The sequence below is a fragment of the Pseudocitrobacter cyperus genome (assembly GCF_039889165.1).
In the GTDB taxonomy this organism is placed as follows: domain Bacteria; phylum Pseudomonadota; class Gammaproteobacteria; order Enterobacterales; family Enterobacteriaceae; genus Pseudocitrobacter; species Pseudocitrobacter cyperus.
The window spans coordinates 1380267-1394778 of sequence record NZ_JAYMYY010000001.1 but is presented as its reverse complement, the minus strand read 5'-3'; the positions used below and the strand labels follow the sequence as shown (position 1 = coordinate 1394778).

Below are 14512 nucleotides of genomic sequence, written 5' to 3'. Positions count from 1 at the left end.
CCCGGCAGTTACTCTTTCTCGGCAATGTACGGATCCTCATAGCCCAGAGCAAGCATTATCTCCGTTTCGATGCCTTCCATCTCTTCGGCTTCGTCATCTTCGATATGGTCGTACCCCAGCAGATGCAGGCTACCGTGCACCACCATATGCGCCCAGTGGGAGTCCAGCGGCACATTCTGTTCTTTCGCTTCGCGTTCAACGACCTGACGGCAGATAATGAGATCGCCCAGCAGCGGCATCTCCATGCCAGGCGGTGCTTCGAACGGGAAGGAGAGCACGTTGGTCGGTTTGTCCATTCCGCGATAGGTCAGGTTGAGCTCATGGCTTTCCGCGCTATCCACCAGGCGAATCGTCACTTCTGATTCTTCCTGAAATTGCGGGATAACGGCATCCAGCCATGTCTGAAATTGACTTTCGTCGGGCAGACCGGTGTTGTCTTCACAGGCCAACTGGAGATCGAGGATCACCTGACTCATTTCTGCTCCTGTTCCTGAGCTTCGCGTTTTCGTTCCGCAGCCAGCTCAGCTTTACGTTTTTGTTCTGCTTCTTCCCAGGCTTCATAGGCGTTAACGATGCGCGCCACCACAGGGTGACGAACCACGTCTTCGCTGTGGAAGAAGTTAAAGCTAATTTCATCGACGTTGGCCAGCACTTCAATGGCATGGCGCAGGCCGGATTTGGTGTTGCGCGGCAGGTCAATCTGGGTGACGTCGCCGGTGATCACCGCTTTTGAGTTAAAGCCGATGCGGGTCAGGAACATTTTCATCTGTTCGATGGTGGTGTTCTGGCTCTCATCAAGAATGATAAAGGCATCGTTCAGCGTGCGTCCGCGCATGTAGGCCAGCGGGGCCACTTCAATCACGTTGCGCTCAATCAGTTTTTCTACTTTCTCGAAGCCGAGCATCTCAAACAGCGCGTCGTACAGCGGGCGCAGATACGGGTCAACTTTCTGGCTTAAATCCCCGGGCAGGAAGCCCAGTTTTTCACCCGCTTCCACGGCCGGACGAGTCAGCAGAATACGACGAATTTCCTGACGTTCCAGCGCATCAACCGCCGCCGCGACCGCCAGATAGGTTTTACCTGTACCCGCCGGGCCCACGCCGAAGGTGATGTCGTGGTCAAGAATGTTGGCGATATACTGCGCCTGGTTTGGCGTGCGTGGCTTAATAACGCCACGTTTGGTTTTGATATTGATAGCCTTGCCGTAGTCCGGCACGCTCTCGGCGCTCTGTTCCAGCACGCGTGCTTCTTTGATCGCGAGGTGGATTTGCTCCGGCTCAATATCCTGAATCTGACCGCGCATCGGGGCGGTATCGACATACAGGCTGCGTAGAATGTCTGCCGCAGCGGTGACGCAAATCGCGCGTCCGGTGAGTTTGAAGTGATTATCGCGGCGGTTGATTTCGATGCCCAGTCGCCGCTCAAGCTGTTTGATGTTGTCATCAAACGGGCCGCACAGGCTCAGCAGGCGGGCGTTGTCTGCTGGCTCCAGAGTAATTTCGCGAGTGTCTATGTTCAAACTGTTCCTCTTTCATGTTTACCGGATGGCGATACGCGTATCCGGCCTGGGATCAGACTCATCCCGACAATCGGGTCATCATTGATGAAATTATTCACGCCAGGTAATAAAGGCGCAAGCATTGCAATGGATATTTGGGTGAAAGGCAGAGAAAACAAGGCCTGCCGGAGCGGCAGGCCGAAAGGTTTACGGCTGGTAAACACCGACGCCCAGTTCATTCTCTTTACGGGTACGGGCGATGACCGATTCCGGTGATTCGACCACACGCAGGCCCATTTCATCTTCTGTGCGCACCAGTTTGCCGCGCAGCGAGTTGGTGTAGACATCCACAATCTCGACATCGACAAACTTACCGACCATATCCGGGGTGCCTTCAAAGTTCACCACGCGGTTATTTTCGGTACGACCCGTCAGCTCCATCACGCTCTTACGCGAGGTACCCTCGACCAGAATACGCTGGGTGGTGCCAAGCATACGGCGGCTCCACGCCATGGCCTGCTGGGTGATGCGCTCCTGCAAGATATACAGGCGCTGTTTTTTCTCTTCGTCCGGCACATCGTCGACCATATCGGCGGCAGGCGTACCCGGGCGGGCGGAGAAAATAAAGCTGTAGCTGACGTCGAAATTGACTTCACCAATCAGCTTCATGGTTTGCTCGAAATCCTGAGTGGTTTCACCAGGGAAACCGACGATAAAGTCAGAGCTAATCTGGATATCCGGGCGCGCTGCGCGCAGCTTACGGATGATCGATTTATACTCCAGCACAGTGTGTGTGCGGCCCATCAGGTTCAGTACGCGGTCGGAACCGCACTGCACTGGCAGATGGAGGAAACTGACCAGTTCAGGCGTGTCGCGGTAGACTTCAATGATATCGTCGGTGAACTCGATTGGATGGCTGGTGGTGAAACGCAGGCGGTCGATACCATCGATGGCGGCGACCAGGCGCAGCAGTTCAGAAAATGAGCCAGTTGTGCCGTCGTAGTTTTCACCGCGCCAGGCATTCACGTTCTGACCGAGCAGGTGAATTTCACGCACACCCTGCGCCGCCAGTTGCGCGACTTCAAACAGGATATCATCACATGGGCGGCTGACTTCTTCACCACGGGTATATGGCACCACGCAGTAAGTACAATATTTGTTGCAGCCTTCCATGATGGAAACAAAGGCTGTCGGCCCCTCCGCGCGGGGTTCCGGCAGGCGGTCGAACTTCTCAATTTCCGGGAAGCTGACGTCAATAACCGGGCGGCGTTTTTCGCGCACAGCATTAATCATCTCTGGCAGACGGTGCAGCGTCTGCGGGCCAAAAATGATATCCACGTAGTGCGCGCGCTGACGAATCAGCTTGCCCTCCTGAGAGGCCACGCAGCCGCCGACGCCAATAATCAGGCCTGGTTTTTTTTCCTTTAATAATTTCCAGCGACCTAATTGATGGAAGACTTTTTCCTGTGCCTTCTCGCGGATTGAGCAGGTATTAAGCAGCAGCACATCCGCTTCTTCAGCCACTTCAGTGAGTTGATACCCGTGAGTGGCATCCAGCAGATCGGCCATCCTGGATGAATCGTACTCGTTCATCTGACAGCCCCAGGTTTTAATATGGAGTTTTTTTGTCATCGACTTGCTCTTGCTTAAGTGTTTATACCCCGAAAATGGCGGGGAAATAGCCAGGAATACAGGGCGCGTATTGTAATGCTTTGATGCGGTTGTGACCAGTATGACCTCAAGCGGTGGAAAATCCGGTAAACTTAAGGCATTAACGGTTAAGGATAATTGACTATGACAATTCGGCAAACAGATGTCGTCGTGGTAGGCGGTGGAATGGTCGGCGGCGCTCTGGCCCTGGGGCTGGCGCAGGCCGGTTTTTCCGTTACTGTTCTGGAAAAATCAGCGCCTGTTTATTTTGAGCCGGGATCGCAGCCCGATGTGCGCATTTCGGCCATCAGCGCGGCATCAGTATCGCTGCTGCGTGGGCTAGGCGTGTGGGAGGCCATACAGGCCATGCGCGTTCACGCCTGGCGTCGCCTGGAAACATGGGAGTGGCAGAATGCGCATGTGGTGTTCGATGCCGCCGAGCTGAAACTGCCGCAACTGGGTTATATGGTTGAGAACAACGTCCTGCAGTGGGCGTTGTGGCAGGCGCTTGAAGCGCATCCACAGGTGACGCTGATAACCGGCAAAACCCTTAATGGGATGACAATGGAAGCGGGACGTCGCCTGTTGACGCTGGCTGAGGGAGATACGCTGTCCACCCGTCTGGTCATTGGCGCGGACGGCGCATTTTCTCAGGTGCGCCAGATGGCGGGTATCGGCATACATGGCTGGCAGTATCCGCAATCCTGCATGCTGATCACCGTACAGTGTGAAAACGACCCTGGAGACAGCACCTGGCAGCAATTTTCGCCCACCGGGCCGCGCGCGTTTTTACCGTTGTTCGATAATTGGGCATCGTTGGTGTGGTACGACACGCCTGCACGCATTCGTCAGCTACAGGCGCTGTCTATGCCGCAACTTCAGCAGGAGATCCACACCCATTTCCCGCAGCGGCTGGGTCACGTCACCCCCATCGCGGCAGGTGCATTCCCACTTACCCGCCGTCACGCGTTGCAGTATGTCCAGCCGGGGCTGGCTCTGGTCGGCGATGCGGCACATACCATTCACCCACTGGCGGGGCAGGGCGTGAATCTGGGTTATCGCGACGTGGAAGCGCTGATTGACGTGCTGGCGAATGCGCGCGGTTATGCCGAAGACTGGGCCAGTGAACGCGTACTGAAGCGCTACCAGTCTCGCCGACTCGCAGATAATTTCCTGATGCAGTCAGGCATGGATCTTTTCTATGCGGGGTTCAGTAACGATCTCAGCCCGCTGAAGATTGCGCGTAATATTGGGTTAATGGCCGCCCAGCGCGCAGGTGTGTTAAAACGCCAGGCGCTGAAGTACGCGTTAGGGTTGTAGTTTTCCCCAGGCCGGATAAGCGTAGCGTATCCGGCACTTTCCCTGGACGACAAAAACAAAAAAGCTCGCCGAAGCGAGCTTTTAAAAGAGTGGCTGGGGTACGAGGATTCGAACCTCGGAATGCTGGTATCAGAAACCAGAGCCTTACCGCTTGGCGATACCCCAACAGGGTGCGCTCACAGTGTGAACGTCTTTGGAAAATGGCTGGGGTACGAGGATTCGAACCTCGGAATGCTGGTATCAGAAACCAGAGCCTTACCGCTTGGCGATACCCCAACAATTCTTTTAGTTTACCGAAAACATCGATAAATTTCTAATTTGGTGGCTACGACGGGATTCGAACCTGTGACCCCATCATTATGAGTGATGTGCTCTAACCAACTGAGCTACGTAGCCAGGTACTGCGTTTCTTCGATGGCTGGGGTACCTGGATTCGAACCAGGGAATGCCGGTATCAAAAACCGGTGCCTTACCGCTTGGCGATACCCCAATACCGTCGCGGATAACCGCAAATATCGAAGAAAGGTGGCTGGGGTACCTGGATTCGAACCAGGGAATGCCGGTATCAAAAACCGGTGCCTTACCGCTTGGCGATACCCCATCCGTGCAACGCATACGGGTGAATGGTGCGGGAGGCGAGACTTGAACTCGCACACCTTGCGGCGCCAGAACCTAAATCTGGTGCGTCTACCAATTTCGCCACTCCCGCAAAAAAAGATGGTGGCTACGACGGGATTCGAACCTGTGACCCCATCATTATGAGTGATGTGCTCTAACCAACTGAGCTACGTAGCCATCTTTTTTTTCGCGTTACCTTATCGGCGTTGCGGGGCGCATTATGCGTATTGAGCCCTTTAGCGTCAACCTCTTTTTCAATGAAAATTGCCGGAATGTGACTGTTTGGTTAGGTTGCGAACAGCGTGATGGAATATTCGGCAAAAATTGGTTACTTCGCGTTTTTATACATGCCATGAAGCTGTTATTTCAGCGGAAAGGATGAAATTCGGAATCCATCAATAGTGCGGCGAAATTGCTCTGTGAAATACTAACACCGCCAAATTTGACAGGGCAGGAAGGGTTGCGCCTGCATTTTGGTCACGACCAGAAGGAGGAAACTCCGCCGCTACATTATTGAGGGAATAGTATGTTGCGTTTTATCACAGCCGTTTTAGGCGTTTTTTTACTGATGCAGTCTGCGTTTGCTGAAACCGCTCGCCCGGAAACCGGTAAATACGTGCAGGCTTACCGTGGGCAAGAGGGGGCGGTTGTCTGGCTAATGCGTATTGGGCCACGGGCAGCGAATGAAGCGTTAGTGCAGGTTTCTCATATCGATAACGACATTGATGGGCGTATTTTCCGCTGCAAGGTTCAAATGACGCGAGACGGCGAGAAAAGTTATACCGCTGACATCAAAGGGAAACCGTTTGAGCTGGTGCGTATTAAAGATGGTAACGGCAGCCTTTACATTCCTGATGAGCAATCCACCTGGTGGATCAACTATAACGAGGAACTCTCTAACGGAAGTGGCGCAAATGCCGAGCATTTCCTGACAGCGTACCTGGAACAAGAGACGAAAAAGCAGTAATAAAAACCCCGGCGCGCGAGCCGGGGCATTTCACAACAGGGTCTTATTTGTAGGCGGACTGGTGAACGCCTACCGCACGGCCTGATGGATCGTCCATCGTTTTGAACGCTTCATCCCACTCAATGGCTTTCGCAGAAGAGCAGGCAACGGACGGGCCGCCCGGAACACATTCCGCAGCGCTTGGCACCGGGAACAGCTCTTCGAAGATTTCACGGTACAAATAGCCTTCTTTAGAGCTCGGGGTGTTGTACGGGAAGCGGAAGTGCGCGGTTTCCAGTTGCTGATCGCTAACTTGCTTCGCCGCCACTTCTTTCAGGGTATCAATCCAGCTATAGCCTACGCCGTCAGAGAACTGCTCTTTCTGACGCCATGCTACGCTTGCCGGCAGATAGGATTCAAAACATTCACGCAGAATGTGTTTTTCCATTTTGCCGTTGCCGCACATTTTGTCCTGCGGGTTGATGCGCATCGCCACGTCGAGGAATTTTTTATCCAGGAACGGTACGCGCGCTTCCACGCCCCAGGCGGACATCGCTTTGTTGGCACGTGCGCAGTCATACATATGCAGCGCCTGCAGTTTACGCACGGTTTCTTCGTGCAGTTCTTTCGCATTCGGCGCTTTATGGAAGTAAAGGTAGCCGCCAAAGACTTCATCAGAACCTTCGCCTGACAGTACCATTTTAATGCCCATCGCTTTGATTTTACGCGACATCAAATACATTGGCGTCGAGGCGCGAATGGTCGTCACATCATAAGTTTCGATGTGATAGATAACATCACGGATAGCATCGAGCCCTTCCTGCACGGTGAAGTGAATTTCATGGTGCACGGTGCCGAGGTGGTTTGCCACTTCCTGCGCTGCTTTCAGATCCGGAGAACCTTCCAGGCCTACCGCGAAGGAGTGCAACTGCGGCCACCATGCTTCAGAGCGCTCTTGATCTTCCACGCGGCGCGCGGCGAATTTTTTGGTGATGGCTGAAATCACGGAGGAGTCCAGGCCGCCGGAAAGCAGTACGCCGTAAGGCACGTCAGACATCAGGTGGCTTTTAACGGACTCTTCCAGCGCCTGGCGCAGTTCGTTTTTATCGGTCACGTTGTCTTTCACCGCGTCGTAGTCGAACCAGTCGCGCTGATAATACTGGCGAATTTCGCCGTCTTTGCTCCACAGGTAGCTGCCCGCCGGGAACTCTTTGATGGTGCGGCAAACCGGAGTCAGCGCTTTCATTTCAGACGCGACATAGAAGTTACCGAACTCGTCATAACCCATATACAGCGGGATGATCCCAATGTGGTCGCGACCAATCAGGTAGGCATCTTTTTCACTGTCGTAGAGGGCGAAGGCGAACATGCCCTGCAAATCGTCGAGAAATTCCGGGCCTTTTTCCTGATACAGCGCGAGGATCACTTCGCAGTCAGAACCGGTCTGGAACTGGTAGCGGTCTGCGTATTCTGCGCGCAGTGCCTGATGGTTGTAGATTTCACCGTTCACGGCCAGCGCATGCGTTTTCTTTTCGTTATACAGCGGCTGCGCACCGGCGTTGACGTCGACAATCGACAGACGTTCGTGTGCCAGAATGGCTTTGTCACACGCATAAATACCGGACCAGTCCGGGCCGCGGTGGCGCATCAGGCGGGAGAGCTCAAGCGCCTTTTTACGCAGCTCGCCCGCGTCAGTTTTAATATCCAGTACACCAAAAATCGAACACATAGACTTCTCCGTTAACCCTGTAAATTGTCTGACTGATGTATTAGAAAATGCCGTAAAGGGGGAGAGGGTGCAAGGGTTTTAGGGGGTAAAAAAGAAAAAGTGCAACAGGAGTTGGGGAATGTTGAAAAATGGCTGGGTTTTGAACTATAGAATTGACGATTTCTTAATAAAGTGGCAGTTCTGTTGAATGAATTGATGTTTATGTGTTGCCGGATAAGCGAAGCGTCATCCGGCGTAACATTGACTTAAATTACATCGATTTCCGCGACCGACGGATAAATCCACGACGGGCGGAACGGCATGCTGTCGATATCGTCCAGCGTCGAGACGCCGGAGAGCACCAGAATGGTCTCCAGCCCGGCCTGGAAGCCCGCCAGAATATCGGTGCGCAGGTTGTCGCCGACAATGACCGTCTGCTCGGAGTGGGCCTGCATTTTGTTCAGTGCGGCACGAATAATCCACGGGCTGGGCTTGCCAACGTAGAACGGTTTACGCCCGGAGATTTTCTCGATGCCTGCGCACAGCGCGCCGCAGGCCGGATAGAAACCGCGGCCGTGGGTGTCCGGGTTGGTGGCGATAAAGCGCGCACCGTTGGCGACGAAAAAGGCGGCTTTATGCATCATTTCCCAGTTATAGGAACGGGTTTCGCCGACGATAACAAAGTCCGGATTCACATCGGTAATGGTAAAGCCCGCTTTATAGAGTTCGTGGATCAGCGCGCCTTCGCCAACGACATAGGCTTTTTTTCCTTCCTGGCGGCGCAGAAAATCGGCGGTGGCCATGGCTGAGGTGTAGAACACACTGTCCGGCACATCGACCCCGGCGGTGGCGAAACGGTTTGCCAGATCCTGCCCGGTCTGGGAAGGGTAGTTGGTCAACAGTACCAGCGGCAGCCCTTTCTCCAGAATCCGTGTTAAAAATTCTGCGGCACCCGGTACGGCCACGTTATCGTGCATCAGCACGCCGTCGATATCACAAATTACATTCTGAATGGTCATGGACTACCTGACATGGTTTGAAAGAGGCGTAATTATACACAGAATTAAGCGGGCTGCCTCGCCAGAGACAGCCGGGATGATTAGCCTTCGAGAAGATGCTGCAACAAAATGCCGTTGAGCATCGCACGTTTAACGAGGGCGAAAGCACCTATCGCCGAGCGGTGATCGAGCGTGGAGCGAACCACTGGCAGGTTTTTACGGAACGCCTTCAGCGCCTGAGTATTGATACAACCTTCGATGGCGGGCAACAGGATGCGCTCAGCATCAGTAATTTCCCCGGCAATGACAATTTTTTGCGGGTTAAACAAGTTGATGGCGATGGCGATGGTTTTACCCAGGTGGCGGCCTACGTGCTCAACCACCTCCGTTGCCAGTTCATCGCCCTTATTGGCGGCTTTGCAGATGGCTTTGATATTGCAGTCATCCAGTGTGATTCGGCTCTGGTAGCCTTGCTCCAGCAGGTGACGTACACGATGCTCAATGGCGGCGTTGGCGGCAACGGTTTCAAGGCAACCGAAGTTGCCGCAGTGGCAGCGCTCGCCGAGCGGGTCGACCTGTATATGACCAATTTCACCGACGTTGCCGTTGCGGCCGATAAAAATCCGCCCGTTAGAGATGATCCCCGCCCCGGTTCCGCGGTGTACGCGCACCAGAATAGAGTCTTCGCAGTCCTGACTTGCACCGAAGTAGTGCTCCGCCAGCGCGAGGCTGCGAATGTCATGACCGACAAAACAGGTGACGTTAAAGCGTTTTTCCAGCGCGCCTACCAACCCCCAGTTCTCGACCGGGATATGCGGCATATAACGAATGACTCCGCTCTCCGGATCAACCAGACCGGGTAAAATGACGGAGATGGCAATCAACTCACGAATTTTTCGCTGGCAGGTTTCTATAAAGGTGGCAATGGTGTTGAGCAGCGCATGCTCCAGCGTCTCCTGGGTGCGCTCGGGAAGAGGGTAATGCTCTTCGGCAATGGCCTTACTGCTGAGGTCGTAAAGCGTCAGTGTCGCGTCATGGCGCCCGAGGCGCACGCCGATAGTGTGGAAATTGCGTGTCTCGGTGACGATAGAGATAGCGCGGCGGCCCCCGGTGGAGGCCTGTTGATCGACTTCTTTAATCAATCCGCGCTCAATAAGCTGACGCGTAATTTTGGTTACGCTGGCGGGAGCAAGCTGGCTCTGTTCGGCAATTTGAATGCGCGAGATTGGCCCATGCTGATCAATCAGGCGGTAAACGGCCGCACTGTTAAGCTGTTTTACGAGGTCAACATTACCAATTTGAGCTTGTCCGCCTGATGTCATACTTTCGCTTACTCAGTTAACGACCTCGTCACCATTAACGATGGTCTTAGTGATTTTATAATCGCGCGTAAACGCGGTCAGGTTTGCAGTCATCCCCGGGGCAATCTGGCCCAGATGGCTATCAACGCCAATGGCGCGCGCCGGGTAGAGTGTCGCCATACGCAGTACTTCGTCGAGCGCAATACCGCAATGCTCAACCAGGTTACGAACCCCTTCGATCATGGTCAGGGAAGAGCCGCTCAGCGTACCGTTTTCGTCCACGCATAAACCGTTACGGTAGTATATTGTTTTACCAGCAAAAATGAACTGATCAATGTTTGCGCCTGCCGGTGCGGTGGCGTCCGTAACCAAACAGAGTTTGTCACCTTTCAGGTGTTTGGCGTTACGGATGTTGGCGTAGTTGACGTGCAGGCCATCGGCGATGATCCCACAGTAAACGTCGGCGTTGTCAAAAATAGCGCCCGCCAGGCCCGGTTCGCGACCGCTGATGTACGGCATCGCGTTATAAAGGTGGGTGGCAAAGGTAATGCCTGCGCGGAAGCCCGTTTTGGCTTCTTCCAGCGTCGCGTTGGAGTGACCAGCAGAAATCACGATCCCTGCGGCAACCAGTTTACGGATAACTTCCGGCTCTACCATTTCCGGCGCCAGGGTGATTTTGGTGATCACGTCTGCGTTTTCACACAGGAAGTCGACCAGCGCAGCATCGGGCTTGCGGATATAAGCCGGGTTATGGGTGCCTTTCTTAATAATATTCAGCCACGGCCCTTCCAGGTGAAGACCCAGCGCCTGATTAGGATGTTTGGCCAGGTACTCGCGCATCACGCGCACGCCCTGTTTCATGAGATCGTCGCTACAGGTAATCAGCGTTGGCAGGTAGCTGGTGCAGCCCGATTTTTCATTAGCTTTCTGCATGATTTCCAGCGTTTCAACGCTGACGGCTTCAGCCGTGTCGTTGAACTGTACGCCGCCGCAGCCATTAAGCTGAACATCGATAAAACCAGGGGCAATGATGGCGCCGTTGACGGAGCGTTGTTCAATATCAGCCGGTAAATCTGCCAGCGGGCAGAGACGTTCGATAAGGCCATTGGCGATAACAATCGCGTGGTCATCCAGAATTTCGCGGCCAGTGTAAATCCGACCATGAGTTAATGCATACATTACGACCCCCGGGTTTCTAAAAAAGCGTCCCGCTGCGTGGCGGGACGAGAATACATTACAGACCTTTGATGTTTTCCGCTTCCAGTTCGTTGAAATATTTCAACGTTTTCACTTTCAGCTCCATCGTGGATGGCTCATCGCACACCATCACAGCTTTCGGATGCAACTGCAGACAGCTAATAGTCCACATGTGGTTGACGTTGCCTTCGACAGCCGCCTGCAGAGCCTGTGCTTTCTGGTTGCCCAGCACGAGGATCATCACTTCTTCGGCATCCAGCAGGGTGCCCACGCCTACAGTCAGCGCGTATTTTGGTACCAGAGAGACGTCGCCGTCAAAGAAACGAGAGTTCGCCACACGGGTTTCGTGGGTCAGGGTTTTGATACGGGTGCGGGAAGCCAGAGAAGAGGCCGGTTCGTTGAACGCGATGTGACCATCGTTGCCCACGCCGCCCATAAACAGGTGGATTTTGCCGTAAGAACGAATTTTTTCTTCATAACGACGGCATTCTGCGTCAATATCTGCGGCATTACCATTCAGCAAATTAATGTTTTCAGCCGGAATATCAACGTGGTCGAAGAAATTGCGGTGCATGAAGCTGTGATAGCTTTCCGGATGCTCCTTCGGAAGACCCACGTATTCGTCCATGTTGAACGTCACAACGTGCTTGAAGCTAACCTGGCCCGCTTTATGCATTTCTACCAGTGCTTTATAGGCAGTCAGCGGTGTGCCGCCAGTCGGCAGACCCAGCACGAACTGACGATCGGCTGTCGGGTTGAACGCGTTGATGCGGTTAACGATATGACGCGCGGCCCATTTGCCCACTTGTTCTGCTGTAGCCAGGGGAATCAGTCTCATTGTTCACCTCTATAGTTAATTTAAACAGGTCGTGGATTGACGAGTGCTAATGATAAGCGTAACGCACTTTCGCGGTAACAAGGGGTCAATCCGCTTTGATTTTTTGAATGATAAAATAAGTTTTGCGTGTTAGCCAGCAAAAGGGAGGGGTTATAGCAATATTTGGTGACTATAATCACAAAAACAGGGCGTTTAATTTGCGATACGAATTAATTTTTCACACACTCCACGTGTGAATGAATAATTCATCGTAGTAATCATTAACGACACTATAAAAAAACAGCGATTGGTGAGCCTAACGGGGTCTCATAGGGGGAATAAAGTGAGTATTCTAGGTTATTTACAGAAGGTGGGGCGCGCACTGATGGTGCCAGTCGCCACGCTGCCTGCAGCGGCAATTTTGATGGGGGTTGGTTACTGGATCGACCCTGTCGGCTGGGGTGGAGATAACGCCCTTGCTGCGTTCTTTATCAAGTCTGGCTCCGCCATTATTGATAACATGTCCGTGCTGTTTGCCATTGGTGTGGCTTATGGTATGTCGAAAGATAAAGACGGCGCGGCGGCGTTGACCGGTTTCGTGGGCTTCCTCGTGTTGACCACGCTCTGTTCTCCGGCGGCAGTTGCAATGATCCAAAAGATCCCGGCGGACCAGGTTCCGGCGGCATTTGGTAAAATCAGCAACCAGTTCGTGGGTATTCTGGTCGGTATTATCTCTGCGGAACTCTACAACCGCTTCAGCAGCGTTGAGCTGCCGAAGGCGCTGTCGTTCTTCAGCGGTCGCCGCCTGGTGCCTATTCTGACCTCGTTTGTGATGATCGTGGTCGCCTTCATTCTGATGTACATCTGGCCGGTGATTTTCGACGGTCTGGTGAACTTTGGTGAACACATTCAGAAACTGGGTTCCGTCGGCGCGGGCGTTTACGCCTTCTTCAACCGTCTGTTGATTCCGGTTGGCCTGCACCATGCCCTGAACTCCGTGTTCTGGTTCGACGTGGCGGGCATTAACGACATTCCTAACTTCCTCGGTGGCGCGCAGTCTATCGAAGCCGGTAAAGCGGTTGTCGGTATCACTGGTCGTTATCAGGCGGGCTTCTTCCCAATCATGATGTTCGGCCTGCCGGGTGCAGCTCTGGCTATCTACCACTGCGCACGTCCTGAAAACAAAGCGAAAGTGTTGGGTATTATGATGGCGGGCGCGTTCGCCGCGTTCTTCACCGGGATCACCGAACCGCTGGAGTTCTCCTTCATGTTCGTGGCGCCGGTGCTGTATGTCATCCACGCCTTCCTGACCGGTATCTCCGTGTTCATCGCGGCCAGCATGCAGTGGATTGCCGGCTTCGGCTTTAGCGCGGGTCTGGTGGATATGGTGCTCTCTTCCCGTAACCCGCTGGCGACTCACTGGTGGATGCTTATTCCTCAGGGGCTGGTGTTCTTCGTTATTTACTATGTGGTATTCCGTTTCACCATCAGCAAATTCAATCTGATGACCCCGGGTCGTGAACTGGCCGTTGCCGGTAGCGAAGCCGATGGCGAAGACACTAATGTGGGTAGCGATAAAGAGCAGGACGTTACGGGCCTGGCGCGTCAGTACATCGCCGCAATCGGCGGTTCTGATAACCTGACCGGTATCGACGCCTGTATCACCCGTCTGCGTCTGAACGTGAAAGACTCCTCACTGGTGAACGATGCGATGGCCAAACGTCTGGGCGCATCCGGCGTGATTCGCCTGAATAAAACCAGCGTGCAGATTATCGTTGGCTTCGTGGCAGAGAAAATCGCCAACGCGATGAAAACCACTGGCCCGGTTGCAGCAGCAGAAGCGACTGTGGCACCGGCTGCTACGCCTGCGGCAAAACCGCAAGCGGTGCCGAATAACAGTTCGGTGATTGCGGAGCTGGTGTCTCCTGTGACCGGTGATGTTGTGGCGCTGGAAGAGGTACCAGACGAAGCCTTTGCCAGCAAAGCAGTCGGTGATGGCGTAGCGGTTAAACCAACGGATAAAACCGTGGTTTCCCCGGCGGCGGGCACGATCGTGAAAATCTTCAACACCAACCACGCATTCTGCCTGGAAACAGAAAAAGGCGCGGAAATCGTTGTCCATATGGGTATTGATACCGTTGCGCTGAACGGCCAGGGCTTCACTCGCCTGGTTGAAGAGGGTGCGGAAGTGAAAGCAGGGCAGCCGGTGCTGGAAATGGATCTCGACTTCCTGAATGCTAATGCACGTTCAATGATTAGCCCGGTAGTTTGCAGCAACATCGACGACTTCAGCGGCCTGGTGATTAAGGCGCAGGGTGCGGTTGTTGCGGGGCAAACACCACTGTATGAAATTAAAGGTAAATAATCGCTCCTGAGTTCGCGATTGCCTTAAGCGGCGGGGGACTTTTCCTCCGCCGCTTTTTTTTGCAGCAAATGATCCCCATACTCCACTTCAAAGC

General features: G+C 53.8%; 11 protein-coding genes and 7 tRNA genes. 3 read left to right on the top strand and 15 right to left on the bottom strand.

Features of this window, described 5'->3' with window-relative positions:
- Positions 1-8 precede the first annotated feature (8 nt).
- From ybeY to miaB, 3 genes are all read right to left on the bottom strand, one after another.
- Positions 9-476, bottom strand: coding sequence for an rRNA maturation RNase YbeY (gene ybeY, locus VSR74_RS06875; protein WP_347793984.1), 468 nt, complete (start codon positions 474-476; stop codon positions 9-11).
- On the bottom strand, positions 473-1519 hold the full coding sequence (locus VSR74_RS06870; protein ID WP_347793983.1) for a PhoH family protein: 1047 nt from the start codon (positions 1517-1519) through the stop codon (positions 473-475). Before VSR74_RS06870 ends, ybeY begins: the two co-directional genes overlap by 4 nt.
- 186 nt (positions 1520-1705) lie before the next feature.
- On the bottom strand, positions 1706-3130 hold the full coding sequence (gene miaB / locus VSR74_RS06865) for a tRNA (N6-isopentenyl adenosine(37)-C2)-methylthiotransferase MiaB (protein ID WP_347793982.1): 1425 nt from the start codon (positions 3128-3130) through the stop codon (positions 1706-1708).
- Positions 3131-3292: 162 nt separating this feature from the next.
- On the opposite strand from miaB, the gene ubiF reads away from it, so the two are divergent.
- On the top strand, positions 3293-4468 hold the full coding sequence (gene ubiF, locus VSR74_RS06860) for a 3-demethoxyubiquinol 3-hydroxylase (protein WP_347793981.1): 1176 nt from the start codon (positions 3293-3295) through the stop codon (positions 4466-4468).
- Positions 4469-4558: 90 nt separating this feature from the next.
- Here the strand turns inward: ubiF and VSR74_RS06855 are convergent.
- The 7 genes from VSR74_RS06855 to VSR74_RS06825 form a co-directional block, all read right to left on the bottom strand.
- Positions 4559-4633 (bottom strand) — tRNA-Gln (locus VSR74_RS06855).
- Positions 4634-4669: 36 nt separating this feature from the next.
- A tRNA-Gln gene (locus VSR74_RS06850) sits at positions 4670-4744 on the bottom strand.
- Between the two features lie 43 nt (positions 4745-4787).
- Positions 4788-4864: transfer RNA gene (locus VSR74_RS06845), tRNA-Met, on the bottom strand.
- 19 nt (positions 4865-4883) lie between these two features.
- Positions 4884-4958, bottom strand: a tRNA-Gln gene (locus tag VSR74_RS06840).
- Between the two features lie 36 nt (positions 4959-4994).
- Positions 4995-5069 (bottom strand) — tRNA-Gln (locus tag VSR74_RS06835).
- Between the two features lie 23 nt (positions 5070-5092).
- A tRNA-Leu gene (locus tag VSR74_RS06830) sits at positions 5093-5177 on the bottom strand.
- A gap of 9 nt (positions 5178-5186) precedes the next feature.
- Positions 5187-5263 (bottom strand) — tRNA-Met (locus VSR74_RS06825).
- A gap of 349 nt (positions 5264-5612) precedes the next feature.
- Here VSR74_RS06825 and VSR74_RS06820 point away from each other — a divergent pair.
- Positions 5613-6053 (top strand): hypothetical protein, encoded by a 441-nt coding sequence (locus VSR74_RS06820; protein WP_347793980.1) that lies wholly within the window; start codon positions 5613-5615, stop codon positions 6051-6053.
- Positions 6054-6096: 43 nt separating this feature from the next.
- Here VSR74_RS06820 and asnB read toward each other — a convergent pair whose 3' ends face one another.
- The 5 genes from asnB to nagB form a co-directional block, all read right to left on the bottom strand.
- Complete coding sequence (gene asnB / locus VSR74_RS06815; protein ID WP_347793979.1) at positions 6097-7761, bottom strand: asparagine synthase B; 1665 nt, start codon at positions 7759-7761, stop codon at positions 6097-6099.
- Positions 7762-8006: 245 nt separating this feature from the next.
- Positions 8007-8759 carry a ribonucleotide monophosphatase NagD gene (gene nagD, locus VSR74_RS06810; RefSeq protein ID WP_015965359.1) on the bottom strand — a complete coding sequence of 251 codons (753 nt, stop codon included), beginning with the start codon at positions 8757-8759 and terminating at the stop codon, positions 8007-8009.
- Positions 8760-8839: 80 nt separating this feature from the next.
- The gene (nagC, locus tag VSR74_RS06805) at positions 8840-10060 is read right to left on the bottom strand and encodes a DNA-binding transcriptional regulator NagC (protein ID WP_347793978.1); all 1221 of its coding nucleotides are present in this window, start codon (positions 10058-10060) and stop codon (positions 8840-8842) included.
- A gap of 12 nt (positions 10061-10072) precedes the next feature.
- Positions 10073-11218 (bottom strand): N-acetylglucosamine-6-phosphate deacetylase, encoded by a 1146-nt coding sequence (gene nagA, locus VSR74_RS06800; RefSeq protein ID WP_347793977.1) that lies wholly within the window; start codon positions 11216-11218, stop codon positions 10073-10075.
- A 55-nt stretch (positions 11219-11273) separates the two neighbouring features.
- Positions 11274-12074, bottom strand: a complete 801-nt coding sequence (gene nagB, locus VSR74_RS06795) for a glucosamine-6-phosphate deaminase (protein ID WP_347793976.1) — start codon at positions 12072-12074, stop codon at positions 11274-11276.
- Positions 12075-12396: 322 nt separating this feature from the next.
- Here nagB and nagE point away from each other — a divergent pair, with 322 nt between their 5' ends.
- On the top strand, positions 12397-14418 hold the full coding sequence (gene nagE / locus VSR74_RS06790) for an N-acetylglucosamine-specific PTS transporter subunit IIBC (protein ID WP_347793975.1): 2022 nt from the start codon (positions 12397-12399) through the stop codon (positions 14416-14418).
- Positions 14419-14512: the final 94 nt, after the last annotated feature.